The organism is Enterococcus phoeniculicola ATCC BAA-412 (assembly GCF_000407505.1).
GTDB classification, from domain to species: Bacteria; Bacillota; Bacilli; order Lactobacillales; family Enterococcaceae; genus Enterococcus_K; species Enterococcus_K phoeniculicola.
This window is the reverse complement of sequence record NZ_ASWE01000006.1, coordinates 1-18692: the sequence shown is the minus strand read 5'-3', so window position 1 is coordinate 18692 and position 18692 is coordinate 1. Positions and strand designations below refer to the sequence as shown.

At 36.9% G+C, this 18692-nt stretch carries 16 protein-coding genes; 3 read left to right on the top strand and 13 right to left on the bottom strand.

Features of this window, described 5'->3' with window-relative positions:
• Positions 1-300: 300 nt before the first annotated feature.
• Both I589_RS16910 and ispE read right to left on the bottom strand, forming a co-directional pair.
• Entirely contained in the window at positions 301-1224 is a 924-nt protein-coding gene (locus I589_RS16910; protein ID WP_010766907.1) for a DUF7916 family protein, read from the bottom strand.
• Positions 1225-1835: 611 nt separating this feature from the next.
• The gene (ispE, locus tag I589_RS16905; protein WP_034685570.1) at positions 1836-2687 is read right to left on the bottom strand and encodes a 4-(cytidine 5'-diphospho)-2-C-methyl-D-erythritol kinase; all 852 of its coding nucleotides are present in this window, start codon (positions 2685-2687) and stop codon (positions 1836-1838) included.
• 287 nt (positions 2688-2974) lie between these two features.
• Between ispE and I589_RS16900 the strand changes: the two genes are divergently transcribed.
• The 3 genes from I589_RS16900 to I589_RS16890 all read left to right on the top strand — a co-directional run bounded on the left by I589_RS16900 (position 2975) and on the right by I589_RS16890 (position 4516).
• A complete protein-coding gene (locus I589_RS16900) occupies positions 2975-3652 on the top strand; it encodes a YoaK family protein (RefSeq protein WP_034685568.1) in 678 nt (225 codons plus the stop codon).
• A 178-nt stretch (positions 3653-3830) separates the two neighbouring features.
• The gene (locus I589_RS16895; protein ID WP_010766904.1) at positions 3831-4316 is read left to right on the top strand and encodes an RrF2 family transcriptional regulator; all 486 of its coding nucleotides are present in this window, start codon (positions 3831-3833) and stop codon (positions 4314-4316) included.
• Between the two features lie 11 nt (positions 4317-4327).
• Positions 4328-4516: a hypothetical protein gene (locus I589_RS16890; RefSeq protein WP_010766903.1), complete on the top strand. Its 189-nt coding sequence runs from the start codon at positions 4328-4330 to the stop codon at positions 4514-4516.
• Between the two features lie 71 nt (positions 4517-4587).
• On the opposite strand, the gene I589_RS16885 is transcribed toward I589_RS16890, so the two are convergent.
• The 11 genes from I589_RS16885 to I589_RS16835 all read right to left on the bottom strand — a co-directional run bounded on the left by I589_RS16885 (position 4588) and on the right by I589_RS16835 (position 18496).
• The gene (locus I589_RS16885; protein WP_010766902.1) at positions 4588-5343 is read right to left on the bottom strand and encodes an ABC transporter permease; all 756 of its coding nucleotides are present in this window, start codon (positions 5341-5343) and stop codon (positions 4588-4590) included.
• Positions 5340-6113 (bottom strand): ABC transporter ATP-binding protein, encoded by a 774-nt coding sequence (locus I589_RS16880; protein ID WP_010766901.1) that lies wholly within the window; start codon positions 6111-6113, stop codon positions 5340-5342. The genes I589_RS16885 and I589_RS16880 overlap by 4 nt, the downstream gene beginning before the upstream one ends.
• Complete coding sequence (locus I589_RS16875) at positions 6097-7053, bottom strand: ABC transporter substrate-binding protein (protein ID WP_010766900.1); 957 nt, start codon at positions 7051-7053, stop codon at positions 6097-6099. Before I589_RS16875 ends, I589_RS16880 begins: the two co-directional genes overlap by 17 nt.
• A 331-nt stretch (positions 7054-7384) precedes the next feature.
• On the bottom strand, positions 7385-8410 hold the full coding sequence (locus I589_RS16870; RefSeq protein ID WP_010766899.1) for a threonine aldolase family protein: 1026 nt from the start codon (positions 8408-8410) through the stop codon (positions 7385-7387).
• Positions 8411-8621: 211 nt separating this feature from the next.
• Positions 8622-11204 carry a bifunctional lysylphosphatidylglycerol flippase/synthetase MprF gene (gene mprF, locus I589_RS16865; protein ID WP_010766898.1) on the bottom strand — a complete coding sequence of 861 codons (2583 nt, stop codon included), beginning with the start codon at positions 11202-11204 and terminating at the stop codon, positions 8622-8624.
• A gap of 149 nt (positions 11205-11353) precedes the next feature.
• Positions 11354-12037, bottom strand: coding sequence for a PepSY domain-containing protein (locus I589_RS16860; RefSeq protein WP_010766897.1), 684 nt, complete (start codon positions 12035-12037; stop codon positions 11354-11356).
• Positions 12038-12148: 111 nt separating this feature from the next.
• Entirely contained in the window at positions 12149-13492 is a 1344-nt protein-coding gene (locus I589_RS16855) for a sensor histidine kinase (RefSeq protein WP_010766896.1), read from the bottom strand.
• Positions 13482-14189, bottom strand: a complete 708-nt coding sequence (locus I589_RS16850; protein WP_010766895.1) for a response regulator transcription factor — start codon at positions 14187-14189, stop codon at positions 13482-13484. Before I589_RS16850 ends, I589_RS16855 begins: the two co-directional genes overlap by 11 nt.
• 389 nt (positions 14190-14578) lie before the next feature.
• On the bottom strand, positions 14579-16135 hold the full coding sequence (gene rny / locus I589_RS16845; protein ID WP_010766894.1) for a ribonuclease Y: 1557 nt from the start codon (positions 16133-16135) through the stop codon (positions 14579-14581).
• Positions 16136-16569: 434 nt separating this feature from the next.
• Positions 16570-18027 carry a helix-turn-helix domain-containing protein gene (locus I589_RS16840; RefSeq protein WP_010766893.1) on the bottom strand — a complete coding sequence of 486 codons (1458 nt, stop codon included), beginning with the start codon at positions 18025-18027 and terminating at the stop codon, positions 16570-16572.
• The gene (locus I589_RS16835) at positions 18005-18496 is read right to left on the bottom strand and encodes a hypothetical protein (protein WP_010766892.1); all 492 of its coding nucleotides are present in this window, start codon (positions 18494-18496) and stop codon (positions 18005-18007) included. The genes I589_RS16840 and I589_RS16835 overlap by 23 nt, the downstream gene beginning before the upstream one ends.
• Positions 18497-18692 lie beyond the last annotated feature (196 nt).

Genomic DNA, 18692 nt, shown 5'->3' with positions numbered 1-18692 from the left:
AATTACGATTTGACGACAAGAACTAATTTAGCAGAGTATTTTCTCTTCGTCAATAGAAATCGGAGAATTTCCGATTTAGAGAAATGATTTCCTTGTAAATCGGAAAAAATATGAACTACTACTCATTTTATAACAGTAAACAGAAAAAAACGAGGATGGACATAACTATCTCAGTTACGTTCCATCCTCGTAAAATTTTAATAAACGGCGGGAACAGAAGTGTTTAGCTTCATAAAAATGAATGAGGCTTTGAAGACCCTTTTTCTTTTCCCTTCACAGTATTGTAGTCACTATCCGTTACTATCGATTGATTGATCGCGCCATTCGTGCAACCGTATGACGTTTGCCCCGAATCGCATCCGATAATTCTTTAATGTTCTCGATACCTACCAACCCCATATTTGCATCGCCGATATGTTGGATATCTACCCCTAATATTTTATTTCTAATCCCAATTTCTCGAATAACATCTGGCTGTGCGCTTTCTTGGGAAGTTCCAATGGCACTCATGACTAATTTTCCGTTAGCATGCGCTAAGTCAACTACTTCTTTTACTTGTTGGTCCGTAATTCCCCAAACTGTCCCTACCGCAGGCACAAGAAGAATATCCGCTCCCGCATCAATAAATTGTTGGGCAGACTCAAGGCTTACAACAGGCTCATCTACTCCTGCACTATGCATTTTCCCTGCAATAATCACTCCATCAAAATGTTCTTTGGCAATTTTCACATTTTTAGCGATTAACTCATTCGTTACTCCAGTTCCGGGATTTCCAGTTAATAAGATAAAATCCAACCCTAATTTATTCGCTTTTTTGAACGTTTCAACCGAAGCTTTTCTCCCCGGTGCAACATCGACTCTTGTTGATTCTAAATTTGCTGTTTCATCTACTGGCTCCACGTTCATTCCTATTGGCAAGCCAACTAGCTCTTTCAAACGATTTACAACATCGTCATTAGGAATACAAGTTTCTGCACTATATTGCCCTTCATAGGCAGCTACCACAATCGGATGATTAACATCAAATACATTTAGCAAAATCATGTCAGCTCCGTATGCTTTAGATAATTCCGCACAAGTAATATCTCCTGCAACAGAGGCTTGAACAACCACATTTTCACTTAAAATTACACGACCTTCACTCGCCTTGATGCTTTGGAACAGCTCTTCTTTTGTCATTTTTTTGATTTCTTTTGATGTAGCACTAATCAGTCTTTGAACCATAATTGATTCCTCCAATTTTATTTATCATTTTAAATGTGAAACGCAGTTATATCCATTGCATTTTAAACAATCGAAATAATCTGCACGTCTCGTCTACACTTCTATAAGTCGCAAGAACCATGCCAAAAATATGAGCAAATCAAAACAGCATAGTACCAACTAAGAAGGTCTATACAGATTTTACACACAGTCCACCATTCTAACTACACACTAGCATTGCGTGTAATTCTAAAAAAAGAAGGTGAGGCATAACCAATTAAGTTATGCCCCACCTCGCAAACGCTTAATAAAGGTTAGGAATAGAAGCATCTCATCTACACTACGTGTTGGGTGGGGAGGGAACTCATCTCCACTGCGTTTCGCTCTCAACAACTTCTGCATATGAAACATAGTGCTATAAATCACGGAAGTTTCACTTTCGATGATGCACAGTACCTGGTGCTGCAAATCCACGAAGCTTCATTTCCGATGATGCACAGTGTCTGTTCTCAAAGCTGGACACTTCTGTCCCGACCTTCTTGATTTCTAACACGTTCAAGATTTCATAAGATTCATGTCTTTTTTATTTTACAACAGACCTTCGTTCACTATCGACTTCGTCTAGCTCAAACTTACTTCAAAGTTCGAACAATATACACTTCATCGCAGAACCCTTTTAATCCGTTGTATATTCTCTGCGCTCTGGAATATTGTTGACATAGTGCATAGACAGTTGGCCCACTTCCGCTCATCAATGTAGCATCTGCACCATATTTGAGCATTCGATCTTTAATTTGCTGGATAATTGGATGACGCTTAATGGTGATTGCCTCCAAGCTATTGCCCACAGCCTGCGTCATTCTCGTGTAATCATTTGCATAGATAGCAGACTTTAACTCAGAAATGTTTGGATGGTGAATTTCATTCATATCGACCTCATTAAATACTTTGCCTGTGGATACGCTCATTCGCGGCTTAACAAGCACTACCCAACACTGTGGCATATCTGGTATGGGAAACACTTTTTCTCCTTTTCCAGTAATAAGAGCCGTTTTCCCATAAACACAATACGGTACATCTGTGCCCACTTCCATTCCCATAGCCGCTAGTTCTTCTAAGGATAATCCTAAGTTCCATAATCGGTTTAACCCTCGAAGAGCAGCCGCACAATCCGTACTTCCACCACCTAAACCTGCAGCAACGGGGATACTCTTTTTTATAGATACTTTAATTCCTTGATTGATTTTATATCGTTCTTTTACTAGCATCGCAGCTTGATACACATGATTTCTCTCATCAACAGGTAAAAAGGCGCGATTTGTTTCAATAATAATCTTATCTTCAGCGATTTCTTCAATAGTTAGTCGATCAGCCAAATCTACACTAGACATTACCATTTCTAATTCATGATAGCCATCTGATCGTTTATGTAATACATCCAATCCAAGATTAATCTTGGCCGGTGCCTTTTCTATGATTTCCATCCGCTCACCCATTCGCTTATTCTAAATAATCGTCAGTATTCTATCACAGAGAGAAAAAAAAGTATAGCACCGTCTTTTTTTTTGAGACTTTTTTCTTTCATATTCTCATACGCTCTGCTTTCTTCCTATATTATTAGTTAAATACTACCAAAAACCAGCCTTAAAGGGAAACGTTCTAGCCATTTTCTAAGAAATATCTAGCAAATAGGGTTTCAGTGTATTTTCAGAAAATGTGTGATACACTCTTTTATAGAAATAAAAACATTAAAAAAGTGTTGGTGAAAACGATGAAAACTTCCTTCCATGAAGATCGCTGGGTTGGCTTATTCCTAAGCTTTATCGGTGGCGCGATGGACAGCTATACGTATATACATTATGATGCATTTGCTTCCGCACAGACTGGAAACATTGTGTTAGCAATTATTCAGGCATTTGATGGAGAATGGGGAAGCGTTGGAAAAAAAATGCTCTCTACCTTATTTTTCTTTTTAGGTATCTTATTAGCAAAATTTTTAATTGACTATTTTAAAAAGAAACAGCTCCATTTTTGGCGACTGTTTGTCCTTTATTTTGAAACACTTATTTTCTTTTTGGTTAGCTTAACTTTTTTAAATCATCAAACATCACTAGTGACGATTATTATTGCATTCACTGCTGCTATTCAATGGATTTCCTTTGACAAAATTAATGGGCTCACCTATACAAATCTCTTCACCACAGGAAACTTAAAAGGGGTGGCAACAAATCTCTATGACTTTCTAGTGACAGGTACAATAGAAGCAAAAAAGAAATTTATTCACTTTCTGCTTGTCGTACTCGCATTCGTATCAGGAGCAATCCTATCCGTTCTCCTCTATCGTCTGGTAGGTGCGAAAGCTATTTTATTAGTATCTGGTCTCTTTCTTTCTCTCTCTTTGTCAGAAACTTATCTTATTTGGCGTTTTTTTCGTCATGAACAAATTTAGTAATTTAATTACCAAATGCCAAATAGACTAAGAATAGAGGGAGCGTCATCCGTCGATGATGTTTCTTTTACTCTTAGTCTATTTTTTCTCTTTCATTCCTACTCTACTGATAGTTTCCTCTCAACAAAAAACTATAGACAAAAAAAATCTACGGATGTATAATATCTACAGATAAGAGGTGATTACAATCAAACTATCTTCATCCTATGCGCAAGCAATCGCTATTCTCGTTATGCTTGCAGAGCTTCCTGAAACAGAATCTTTAAAATCCAGTGAGATTAGTCAAAGAATGAATGTGTCTCATTCCTATCTGCAAAAGATTGCGACAAAACTTCGTCATGCAGATTTGGTTACCTCACTTGCCTCCAAACAAGGCGGGTATCGTATTAAAAAGAACCTTCATGAGATTACTTTTTTGGATATTTATGAAGCAGTTGAAGGTGCTCAACCCTTTTTACACAATGTAAATTTAGAACCAATTCATCAAATGTTTATTGATCCAACTGTTGTAGCAAAAAAATCAGAGATTGTTATTTCCATTCACTCTGCTGCAGAAACAGCATATAAAGAAGAATTGAAAACTCATTTATTAGTAGAAATTCTTCCAAAAGATTCTTCAGGAAACATTCTTCAGATTGATTGGAAAACAATCATCCAAAATTAGGAGGACAAATCATGTCATTTAAAGAAGAAATTGAACAATTAAAAGAAACGTTTAAACAAACAAAAGAACAAGGAAAACAATTAGGCGATAAGTACGCGCAAGAAGGAAAAGAGATTGGAAAAGAATACAAAGATAAAGGACAGGAAGTCGGACAACAATTCAAGGACCTCTCTAAAAGTATAAAAGACCGATTTAACTAGAATCTTTTGTATAAAAAAGGAATGTCCCCCATCCAGTTGGACAAGGACATTCCTTTTTATTAGTCACTCTTCTATACTCTCTCCCACTTCATCGTTGCCCAGCCAATAAAATCAATCAGCAAAAACAACACAAAGCCCATTAGACTCAATAATAAAATTGCGCCATACATGGATGGATAGTCCAAACGCATCCAAGCATCCATAATATAGTACCCCATGCCATATTCCGTCCCGTAATTTTCTGTAAAAAACAAGATGGAAATGGCTGTTCCCAGAGAAACACGACTGGTACTTAAAATAGCATACATAGAAGCAGGTAAGGTGATATGATGAAATTGCTGCCATTTTGAGGCACGAATACTCTGATAAATATCATAATAATGAGAGGGGATTGTTCGCACGGCGTCTCTTACCGCTAACACCACCTGTGGAAAAACAATCAAAACAATCATAATAATTTTTGAGGTATCCCCTAAACCAAATAACAGCATGACAATCGGCAACATCGCCATTTTAGGGATTGGGTAGGTTAAATAAAGGATAGGATCAAACAACTTGTTTAGCGTTTTAAATGACCCCATCAATAATCCTAAAACAAATCCTATCAGTAAGGCAATACTCATTCCTGCCAGCACGCGTCCTAAGCTCACTAAAAAATGCCATTCAATGTTTTTTTCAATTAACTTAGGAAAATTGGCGTACACTACCTGTGGTGTAGGAAGCATGCTTTGATTTAACATAATGCTTGCAATATACCAAACGAGATGTAAGACAAGTGCTGCGAAAACAAGCCCGACAAATCTTTGAATAAACGGATTCTTCTTCACGCTTGAATCTCCTCTCTCAAGGCATTAACACGCTCGTAGAAATCTGACTGCTGTCGTTTTTCTTCCAACGTTTCTATTTGGTTATACGGTGAATCCATTATTTGATGTATTTCTCCCGGCTGACCTTTCATTATCACAATTTTATGTCCCAAAAGTAAGGCTTCTTCAATGTCATGTGTAATGAAAAAAGTCGTTGCAGGATGATTTTTCCACGTATCTAAAAATAGTCCTTGGATTTTTTCTCGAGTAAAGGCATCCAACGCAGAAAATGGTTCATCCATCAGCAATACGTCCCCATCCACACCAAAGGCACGTGTAATTGACACTCGTTGTTGTTGGCCACCACTCATTTGACTAGGATAAGAATCCTTTACGCTTTCCAAATTCATCGCGCGAAACAAGTCATGTATTTTTTCTTCATCCTCTTTGGTCAGTTTTCTTTTTTTCTGACTAATTTTTACATTAGAGGTAACGGTTTTCCATGCCGTCTCCCAAGGCAATAGCCCATAATTTTGGGGAACTAGGCCTAATACATGATCTTTGGGTTGATATGCTTGCTCTCCATAAAGCAGCTGCCCAGAATCAACAGAACTCAACCCGCTAAGCACGTTCATCAACGTCGATTTACCTGTCCCAGAAGGACCAATCACTGTATAAATGGTTTGGGGCTCGAGAGTTAAGGAGATGTCTTTTAAAATCAATTTCTTTCCAGCCCTGACATTCACTTTCGATAAGATAAGGGCCTTATTTTTGTTATTTGAAGAAAACATCGCTAAGCACATCCTGAGGAGTCAACTCTTTTTCCAGCAAATCTTTTTCTTTTGCCCAAGCAAATGCAGCAATAATATCTTCTTCCGTCGCTTGTGTCGCAGGGGTATAATCTGGAATTGTAATTTGATCTTTTAATGTTTCTGGAAATCCAATCTCATCAATAAACAGTTGGATATACTCTTTTTTGTCATGAGATTTCATGTATTCTACAGCCTCATTGTAAGCTTTATACATTCCTTCAAATGCTGCAGATTTTTCATCAATCGTTTTGGCTTGTGCTCCAATAACAAATGGATTGATTCCAATATCCCTTGTAGAACCAAGTACACGCATACCATCAGCTTTTGCAATTGTTACTAAAGGTTCTGGTAAAACTACTGCCGCTGCCTGACCGCTTTTAATCAGCTCTACACGACTAGGAACAGCTGGAACATCTGTCACTTTCACGTCAGATTCGCTCATACCTATATTGTCCAGCATTTGTGTTACAGCATATTCAGTTCCCCCGTTAGTTCCTAACACGACTTCTTTGCCTTTTATGTCCTTTAACTCTTGAACGCTATCATCTCCTGTAACCAAATCAAACTGGCCATACGTAGAGCTGGTAATCTTTACATCCTGTCCACCTTGTTGATAGATAGCCATCGCGACTAAATCTGTATTAATCGCATCGACTTTCCCAGCTAAAAATGCTGCATCACGATCTTTTGCAGATTTAAATGCCTGAATGTCAATATCGACTCCATATTTCTTATCAAAACCCTGTTGATGCGCAAGAATAAACGGGATATTATCCGTTGAAGGCATCACACCTACAGAGAGTGTTTCCACTTTCTCTTTTGTAGCCTCTTCAGAACCTTTTGTTTTCTCGTCCTTATTTCCACAAGCAGATAAACTAAATAATGCCAACAAACTTGCTGCAACTAACATTTTTTTCATTCTCTCGTTCTCCTTTGTACAGATATATATATGCTTAATTGTCCTCTTAAACATTCTGTTCAAGAAACCATTGTCTATTCTAACATGAATCCATCATTAAAAAAAAGTTTCTACTTGTGAAAAAATCAGGCTTTTCAACTTTTTAAGCAAATTCAAAAAAAAAGCACATTCAAGAAAATCACGAATTGAACTTTTTTCACAAAACAAATCAATATACTTCTGTTCTTTTACTATAAAATAATTTTCTTCATTTATTTGTCAAAAAGTTTCTTCCCCATCATTAGACAGAGAAAAAAACATGTCCGTTTAACCTGTATGGTTCTATTCTCTTTTATACTAAAGACAAAAGTAACTCTACCTGTTCTTCTGTCGTTCCCCAGCTTGTTGCTACTCTTACCACTTGATGTGTCTCATCGTATGTTTCCCAATTTGCAAATTGTACAAATGGTTTTAGTGTATTAACTTTCTCATTACTCATAACAAAAAATTGCTGATTAGTTGGTGAATCTATAAATAGATGGTAGCCTTTTTCGATGAATCCTTTTTTTACTTTCATCGCCATATCTATAGCGTGTTTACTAATCTCAAAATATAAATTATTGGAAAACAGTTCTAAAAATTGAATACCTACCAAGCGACCTTTCGCCAACAACGCCCCATTTTGTTTTATTAATGTTGTAAAATGTACTGGCTCATTATTTTTAGTGAACACAACCGCTTCTCCACACAATGCACCAATCTTTGTTCCTCCAATATAAAATACATCACATAGTCTTGCAATATCTTTAATAGTTACATCTGATTCCTCACAAACCAACCCATAGCCCAATCGAGCTCCATCTATATACAAGGGTATTTCATGAGTGCGGCAAACCTGTGAAATCCGTTCTAACTCTTCTAAGGAGTAGAGTGTGCCGTACTCTGTTGGATAAGAAAGATAGACCATCCCTGGAAATACCATATGTGTATGCGTCGCGTCTTTATAGAATGTCTCAATTAAGTGATCAATTGCCTCTGCTGTGATTTTTCCGGCAATTGCTGAAAGAGGCAGTATTTTATGACCAGTAAGCTCAATCGCTCCTGCTTCATGTGTACTGATATGCCCTGTATCAGCTGCTATCACACCTTCAAACCTCTTTAAGATTGAACTAATAACTACTTGATTTGTTTGAGTCCCTCCCATAAGAAACCGAATCATTGCCTTAGGACAACCAAGTACTTCTCTAATTTTTTCAGCTGCTTTTTGTGAGAACTCATCTGAACCATAGCCTGATGCTTGTATCCTATTTGTTTCTACTAAACGAGTTAGTATTTTTTCGTGTGCGCCTTCTAGATAATCATTTTCAAAAGAAATCATTTCTTTCCCTCCATTTCAATACTCTCTTCATTTTTCTATTAATAAAAAGGCGACCTCTCATAAAAAGAAAAGGTCACCTTGCTGCTCTAATCCGACTGGCAATCCCTTATCCCAAAAGTATAGCATACAGCTTTTATCTAAAATGGGATTTATTTTTGAGCATTAAGAGATACCTATCACATGTACGTAGGAAAGCCTTGAAAGCTTCAGCTTATAGCTCAATCATTGCTTCTTCTGCAACGGTTGCCCCTTTTGTCTTCCCTCTTCCTATCAACAGAAGAAGTTGTCCGGCAGTTAACGTAAATCGACTATTTTTCATGTAGGCAAAATAACGCCCTTCCCATGCATCTACATACTTGCTTTTCGCTTCATAGTTATCCTGAAACGCGTAAAATGAAGTGCCATAATTATAGATAATATGCATGACTTTTTCTTCAAAAAAGGAAAATTGGGTATCCCCTACATGAACCAGTGGTGCCATACCTAAATCGACCTCTTTTTCACCCTGCTGTCTTGAATATTCCATTAGATGAGCAATCAAAAAATTGGGTAATTGGCCGGGTTGATTCGCTGAAACCCGTAGTAAGTCATAAGAAGAGCATTTTTCATTAATTGGCTGCTGGGTAATGAATCCTACTAGCTGATTCGTTGGATTTCTCACCACACCTACACCACTTTTACTCAAATACGCTTCTTCAAATCGACCGACAGAAAAATATTTTTCTGTTTGTCCTCCTAGCCATTCTTTTGAAACGGATTCAAGTTCTTTATATACTTCACTAGGTAATTCTGGGTAAAAAGTGAAATGATACCCTTCATTTGATAAACGTTTTAGTTCGATAGCTTCTGTAAACGAAGGAAGATTTTCTTTTTGTAAATCTACAACACCCGATTCTCCCACCTTAACAAAATGAAACCCTAAATCATGTAAGGCAACAATATACTGTTCTGAAATCTTATAAAATGCAAGCTGATAGCCTAATCTATCGGCTTTAATCATAAAGGCAAGTGTAGCTTTTTTCCATTTTTCCTGATTTCCAATAGGGTTTCCTAGTATAAAGCACTTATTGCCTTTCATTTGATAACCAAAAGCCACTTGATCGCTGCCATCTTCTTGATAGTAGAAATAAGTATACCCAGGTAATTCTAGGTAATGACTAGCGTTGGTTCCCCCATATTTTTTCAAGAGTGCATGAAACCGCGCTTCATTCCATTCCTCTCCCAGCGTCTCATTTGTTGTTGCTAGGTACTGGTATAAAGTAACTAGTGCAAGGAGTGAGACCCCTAACCCAATCAATCCTGAAAACCAAATATCATCTGAGGGAAATAAGAGAAATTTATTAGGAATCAAGTTTCCTGATAGCATTCGCCCACTACTGCTGAAATAACCAGCGATTGCGTAGACAATAAATAAAAAGCCAAATAAGACGCCATCAACGGCAATTGCTTCCCATGAGTAAACAAATTTTTCCCGATAAAATTCATTTCTTGCGACCCATACTGCAAGAACAATCAATACATAAACAACGATTAATCGTAAAGAGGTGGTTCGCTGAATCGTATTTACAATACCAAAGCTCAATAAAATAATCGTCGGCCAAAATGCTTTTTTTACCTTCATAGACAGCCCTCGAGCTAAGCCCAATAGTAAAAAACCCACCAGTAAATTCAATGTCTGATCTAAAAAGTTAAAGGAAAATGGTAAAAGAAATTGAAAAATTTTACTGATTGCTGACAAATTCGTAATAGTAGATAGCAGTACCATCATGATTCCAGCAAAATAAACAGCCCCTACTACAATCGTATGTGCAATTTTTTGAGAAAATAGGCGAGGTAAATTATCAAAGAATCGATTAACCTTGACACCAGCTTGTGTAACAAATAAGAAAATCCCTGATAAAAATGGAACCAGATAGTAGAACAAACGATAGTAAAGTAACCAAACAACTGCCATGTCTTGTCCAACACCTAGCTGACTCATTCCTAGAATCATTAAGACATCAAAAGTTCCCATTCCGCCGGGTATCATCGTTAACATCCCAATCAATGTAGCAATAATAAACATGGGATAGATTTCCACCATTTGAATCGGCGCTGACATCAAATGCCCTATGACTAAGAAAACGAAAAGTGCACCTGTCCATTGACCAAAAGAAGCGGTTAATAAACCAATAATTCCCCGAGGAATAAATTCTTTGAATAATGTTTTTCTTTTTAAATAGACGAGGAGTAAAAGTCCAGGTGTCACAAGACTTCCACCTAATAGCCAAAACCAATAACTCAAAAAGATAGACTCTTTATGAAGAAACAAACTATCGATAAACGTGATGAACGCCCAAATAGAAAGCCCAGACAGCATAAATAATGCGACTTTTGAGACAGTTGCCAGAACTTTTTTTCTATCTGTCCCACTGCCATAAAACTTTGCACGCAAACTCGCCCCAATGACCCCGCCAAAGCCCGCTAGATTATTGATAGTATTCGTAGTCCATGCTGCTACGAACCATTCTTTTCTAGGCATCTCAGGCTTTCCCTGATGCTCTAAAACACGTAGCGTTACCCAATCGTATAAAAGCATCGGTAACACACCTATTAACCCTGTAAACGCCATGAGAAGCAATTTTATTCGATCTTGTTGCTTCATCGTTTCTAAAATATCATGCCAGCTCATTCCATGGGCAATATTCGCTACTTGACTTGAAACAAAAATTAATATGGATCCGAAAAAAATAAGCTTGAAAAGTAAACTATGTTTTTTTAGTAGCTGATAAATTTGTTGCATTTTCTTTTTCACAAATCGGACTCCCTTTACAGGTTTTTCATTCTCTTAATAGTAGCTTATTCTGTTCGTATTTTCCACTGATTCTCAATGAAAATAAGCCGTAAGTGACTATCCACCACTGGATAGTCACTTACGACTCTTATTATTTTCAGTTAAAAGAATTAGTCATCTAACTCTGTTTCTAAGATTTCGCCCGTTTTTGCATCTAACGTAACAGTGGTTTCTGAGCGGCCATTTTTTACCGTTACTTCCCAGTAGGTGGTTGCCCATTCTCTTTCTAACGACCATTCAATCGCTTCTCCACCGCCTGCTGCTTTCACCGCAACCTCAGCTGCCTTATCAACCGCTAATAGCTTGTCGAGTGAGAGGGCTTTTTCGTCTTTCTCAACACCATTTTGTTCATCGCTATCTAATCTTTCTTCCTTCTCTTTCTTTGCTTCCCCTGTTTTTGCATCTATCTTCACTTCATATTCCATCGAGTCGTCCACGCCTTTTACCTCGTAGTAATATTTTCCAAAACTCGTATCTAAATCAACAGTGGTTACTGCAGTGTCTGGATACAAATCCTGATAAATACTAATGGCTTTTTCCAGTGAAATATCAATGCCCTCTGTATTTGTTGCAGGCTGACTACTTGTTGTAGACTGATTCGTCGTATTTGATGTCTTGGTATTACTAGAACTGTCTTCTGTCCTCGAGTGACTTGTCTCTGAATCAGCGCGTTTCTGCGTTTCTTGTACAGCAGACAGTGAATTGCTTTTTTCTGGCAGTGTATTTTGGTTAGATGTGCAGCCACTTAGCACCATACCTAAAAGAACTACACCCATAAGACTTATTTTTTTCATTATAACCGACTCCTTTGCAATTTAATCATTTGCTTTTACCTATTTATCGTATCAAAGTTTTTCCTTAGAAAAACCAATCAACTATAAAAGCTTTATGAAAAAATCTTCATTCTATTTTTTTGGAAAATAAACAACAAACTGGCTGCCCTTTGGCTGATTATCAAGAACGTCAATATGTCCTTCATATAAATGAACAAGCGCCCAAACAATCGACAGCCCTATGCCCGACCCAGATACCTGACTTGAACGAGATTGATCTGCCCGATAAAAACGTTCAAAAATATGCAGTCGTTCCTCAGCAGAAATCCCTTTTCCTGTATCTGCTACCTTTAGAGTTACACCCTCTTTTGTTTGTCGCAGCTGAATTGAGATGCCTCCTGAAGGCTCCGTATATTTCGCCGCATTCTCAACCAAATTTCTAATGATTTGCCGCAAATGTTCTTTTTCTGCTATAAGATAGACGTCTTCTTCAATCGTCACTTCAAGTGTTTGTCGAATCATTAGCTGAAAATCATCTACTATTTGCCTCAATAATTGAGAAACATCTGTCACATCCGTTCCTTTTTCTAAACGTCCTAGCGTGAGGAGCTGTTCGACCATTAGTGTCATACGCTTAGATTCCGTATCAATATAGGCAATCGATTTAGGAATCACTTCCGGATGTGCTTCTCCTCTTCGACGAATCAGCTTTACATGACCACGAATCGCAGTGAGCGGTGTCCTCAGCTCGTGGGAAACATCAGCTACAAATTGTTTTTCTCTTTCCAACGACCGTTCTTGTTTTTCTAATAGTTCATTAAAGGATTCAGCAACATATTTGACCTCTCTAGGATCTTCAGGAACAGTTAACCGTCCTTTTTTTTCCTCAAGATTTAATGTACCTATCTCATTATTCATCACACGTAACGGTCGGCTAAACACACCTGCAAACCGAGCTATGAACCAGACGCCCACAAATAAAACAATCATCGTCAATAAGGTGCTAAGTAAAATAACTCGTTTGATTAAATCAAACTGATCTTCCATACTTACAAGAATTGCCGCCGTATCTTCTCCTTTTTCAAGAGTTGTGTAATAATAGACGTCCTCTTCTTCCCATAATAATGTTTGCAGAAAAAGAAACTGATTCATTTCATCAAACTGACTGAATACCTGACGAGCCTCATGAGAATAGATGCTCTCTCCTGATGACAAAAAAACCTGGATATAATAAGGCGAACTTTTTCCAGAGGTATAGGTATCCAAAAATTCTAGCCACTCTACTCGATTCTTCGTATCAGCTTTCTTCATCGTTTCTTTTAATAATTCTGTCTGCTCTTTGGTTGAATCGTATAGTTCTCTGCTTAATACTGTTACAATAGAGATACTCAACACAAGAATACTAATTGTCAAAAGCAGCGCAAATCGAATAGTTAGTTGAAAACGGGCACTATTTCTTCTTTTTTTATTTTCCATAGTCTGCCCTCAATACATACCCAACTCCTCTAATGGTTTGAATCACACGCTTCTCCTTGTCAAAATCTATTTTATTTCTTAAGGCACGTATATAAACATCTACAGTATTCGTTTGACCATAGTAATCATATCCCCACACTTCATTTAATAGCTCATCTCGGGTTTTTACTTCCTCTGGATGCCTCAACAATGCCAAAAGTAAGGCTACTTCTTTTTGCGTTAGTAAAATTTCTTGGTCAAAACGATGAACTACATGCTTGGCGGGATCAAGGACAAGATCTTCATACTGATAGATAGAGGGGGCTTTTATTAACTCCCTTACCTGCTTTTCTCGTCGGAGAATCACACGAATTCGTGCGAGTAGTTCTTCAATCTCAAAAGGTTTTGTAATATAGTCATCTGTTCCTACATCTAGTCCCATCACTTTATCACTTACCTGATCTCTTGCTGTCATCATAATAATTGGTAGATTACTTTTGGTGCGGATTCTACGAGCAACTGCTAAGCCATCATAAACCGGAAGCATCCAATCAAGTAAAATCAAGGTTAATTCTTTTTGATGTGCATCAAATTTCTCCAGTGCTTCTTTTCCATCTTTTGCATGAGTAACATGGTAGCCTTCAAAAGAAAGCTCATCTGAAATAAAGCTTGCTAAACTTTCTTCATCCTCAACTAATAGAATATGTACATTTGACATAACCCCACCCCCGTATCTTCAGATTACTGAGTTCTTTGCCCCGGGTCAACTGATTTATGATGAAAATATCTTCATATTCCGCTATAAAAAACTGTTTCTCTCCACAATTTAGACTCAACCACCAGAAAAAATTTACGTCTCTAAAAAACAACTGACGAACCTAGTTGGGCTTCATAAACGTATTTTTTCGCATCATCAATGTTTGTATTTTCTAGCTATTCCTGCATAGAACTCGAGGTTGGGACGTTTCTTTCTGATTTAGACTGAATTAACAAGCTCGCTTCCAAAATGTTCTCCATTCTGTGACTTATTTTTAAAACAACATCATTTGATAAAGAGCCAAAAAAAGCCGAAACCCTTTATACAAAAAGGATTTCGACTCATAGGTTCTATTTGGCGTAATCGGTCACTCGCGTTTCACGAATAACAATCACTTTGATATGACCTGGATAATCCAAATCATCTTCAATCTTCTTACGAATATCTCTAACTAAACGAACTGCATCTAAATCAGAAATTTCTTCTGGTTTGACCATTACACGAACTTCACGTCCGGCTTGAACAGCAAAGCTTGATTCAACGCCTTCAAATCCGTTGGAGATATTTTCTAAGTTTTCTAAACGACGAATATAATTTTCTAGTGATTCGCTTCTTGCTCCTGGTCTTGCCGCAGATAATGCATCTGCTGCTGCAACAAGTACAGAAATGACAGATGTTGCTTCAACATCGCCATGATGAGAAGCAATCGCATTAATAACGACTGAATTTTCTTTGTATTTCGCTGCAAGCTCTGCTCCGATTTCTACGTGAGATCCTTCAATTTCGTGATCTAACGCTTTTCCGATATCATGCAGCAAACCTGCGCGTTTTGCCAATTGAATGTCTTCGCCTAATTCAGCTGCAAGAACACCCGTTAATTTAGCAACCTCAATTGAGTGATTTAGCACATTTTGACCATAACTTGTACGGAAACGTAAACGTCCTAAAATCTTAATTAAGTCTGGATGAAGCGTATGTGCGCCCACTTCAAATGCTGCTTGCTCTCCATACTCACGAATGCGCTCATCCATTTCCTTACGTGATTTTTCAACCATCTCTTCAATGCGCGCTGGGTGAATACGTCCATCTTGAATAAGTTTTTCTAAAGTCATTCGAGCAATTTCACGACGAATTGGATCAAACCCGGATAATACTACCGCTTCTGGTGTATCATCAATAATCAAATCGATTCCTGTTAAGGTTTCAAGCGTACGGATGTTTCGGCCTTCACGACCAATAATACGACCCTTCATTTCATCGTTTGGTAAAGTAACTACTGATACAGTCGTTTCAGATACTTGATCTGCTGCACAACGCTGAATTGCAAGAGAAAGTAAGTTTTTCGCTTTGCGATCTGCTTCTTCTTTTGCTCGTTGTTCAGATTCCTTGACCATAACAGTTAATTCATGGTTCAATTCCTCTTCTGTTTCCTTCATGATGACATCTTTTGCTTCATCTTTAGATAACCCAGCAATTCGTTCTAGTTCGTGTTTTTGTTCTTCAATTAATTTTTCTACTTCTTGTTCTCGCTCGTCAATTAATTGCTGTCTAGCACCAAGTTTTTCTTCTTTATCTTCCAGTGAGTTTTCGCGTTTTTCCAGAGAATCATCTTTACGATCTAATGATTGTTCTCTTTGCAGCAAACGATTTTCTTGTGCTTTTACTTCTAATTTGCTTTCTTTCAGCTCACTTTCGATTTCTGCCCGATACTTCTGGTTTTCTTCCTTAGCTTCCAACAACGCCTCTTTTTTTAGGGTTTCTGCTTCTTTTCGTGCACCTTCTAAAATACCTGCAGCAGAATTTTTTGCGCCGTCAATCTCTTTGTTATGACGAGATTTTTCGAATACAAAGCCTAAAACAAGGCCGACAATTAAACCGATGATAGCGAGGAGAATAGTAAGTCCCATTGAATCCACCTCCATACTATCTTTCTTTTTCATTTAACTATTAATGTAGTTTTTTGATAAACTATTTTTAATTATCAATATGCCTACTTGCATATGTGTGGTTACACACTACTTTATTCTAATGTTTGTAAGGGTGAGTGTCAACTTTAATTACGTAGAGTAACGCTTCCATTACTTATCTAATCAATAAACCACGCAAGTAACTAAAAAAAAATCTATTTTCACGTTATTTTATTAATAATTTTGATTTTTCATTTGCCACGCTTACTAAAAATTTTGTTATTTTTTCGTACTTTATTCTTTCAAATAAGAGAAACATTGTTTGTTATATTCCTCATTTCATGCGGTTTCAGGTATTTTTTTGCTGAAGAAACTGCCTTGCCCTTTTTTCGGCTGAAACGACAAAAAATCAGGAATAGATTCATAATACTCACCTACTCCTGATTTCTATTATATTTTTCTTCTCTACACAACATTAACTGGTTTGTTAAATTTGCCCAATCAATCGCTCGTGGTGGGGCTAACCAAGTAATCGTCGCTAATGCTTCTCGTTCTTCAAAATGAATATCCGATAAAATTAAATCAGTCTGCTCATCGATATATGATTGATAAACAATATTCAAGCTTGTAATTTTCTCTATATTTCGTTGAATCATACTATTGTACGTACGCCCAAACGAAAAATCAATATACATATAAATAGGCTCAAGAATAGTCTGTAACGGAATGCTGTCCTCTAAGATGACCAAATAATGGAAGAACAAATACTCCTTCATATCCCATAACGTCTTTTTAGATTTATGCCTATTTAAATACTCCCGACAAAAAGAAACATACTCTGCATAATTTTCCACAAAATAACTGATATCAATTTCTTTTGTTGCTTCAATATATTCCAATTTGAAATAAATAATTTGAAAATGGAGTAAATCAATTTGCTTTCTCTTTTTTCGAATGTATTTGTGTGCTGTCGGAAAGTGCTCCTCAACGGAGAGAATAAATTCCTTACTTAATTTTCTGAAAAATTTTCTTTCAACATTCTCAATATACTCTGGCGGATAAACAATTTCCTCACTAACTAAAAATGCAAGTAGCTGATCAATTTCATAGTCCATATAAGCTGCTGTTTCCTTAGTTCCCTTTGCCTTTAACCACTTAGCTATCCATTGATACTCACTACTTGATTTAAGAAAGGTCTCATTCACAATAAGCGGAGCAGGTTCAATGAACTTTCCTTGGCTCATTCGATAAAACGAGATAGCTAAAAAGTGAGAAAGTTTAAGCTTGGCATATTCCGAAATAGGTTTTGTCAAATTTTTCTCAAGCATTTTTATAAAGCTTCTGACCTGTTTTCGAATCTCCAAAGGATAAATATCTAATTTTTGATAGAAAAGTTTAGGAAATAAGAAAGAAAAGAAACTACGAATATTCTTTTCATTTCCCTCAATCACGAATTTCTTGTTAATTGTAAATTGAAATGGCTCAAAATAGTTTTTCAGTTTTCGTAATTTTTTGTAAATTGGTGGATGACTGATGAAATTTCTATCTGCATACTCACTTACCGAGGTAAACTTTTCAAAGAATAATTCACTAAGAATCGAAAACATCAATGAGTTTTTGATAAATAATATCTCAAACTGATTGGACGTAGCTAAACCAGATTCAATCAATGTAATAGTCGCACCGCTTAAAATAAGCTGAAATTCTTCGGCTAGCTTGTATTCTTCAAAATCAGAATTCAATTCTTCAATGATTTTATTTAATAAGAAATCAGAGGTATATAAATCCTCAATAATTTTTTCTTTTGATTCAACAAGACCCGGTCTGTTTTCAAGATAACGAAAAAGTTCAATTTTTCGCTGATCTGCTTTATCTAAAAATATTTTGAACATGTATTTCTACTCCACCTTCCGCTTTTTTTCCATAGATTGCTAGACCGGAGAGGGAGTAACTTAACTCTGATGCCTTGAACATATTTTTTTCTCCGCCTCCTCCATTATCGTCAGGTTGAAGTATATTTTTTTCAATCGTTATCTTTTTGTGTGTATAAGATTCCTGCTGCGCCGGTTTCTGGGATTTCCTTTTTACTTTTTTTTCTTCTTTTTTCTCAGCAGATGATTCTGTTTGTTTCACTTGTGTTGTTTCTGTTGTCGTTTCTTGGGTTTCTTCCTCACTAGAGATTGTTGTATTCATTGTACTACTCTCTACTGATTCACTCGAAAATGATGGCTCTGTAGGTTCAATTTGATTTACTGGATCAAGCGGATCATAAATGACTGCTTCTCCATGTACGTAAGACTGATCAAACAACAAGGCGGCCATTAACAATGACCCAAAAAGTAATGAATTTTTTTTCAACATCCGATTCCTCATTTCTTTGACTTTTACTTAAAGGTTGAATTAGGCACCCAAGCAAAGTCTATCAGAGTGACTTTTAACACAGATACTTGCTGAAATGAGTTCTGCAAGTATTCTCTAACCTCTTTATCACTCCATGAATAAGGAACGATAATTGTTCGTTTAAATACTTTTTGTCCATGTGTAAAATTAACTAGAA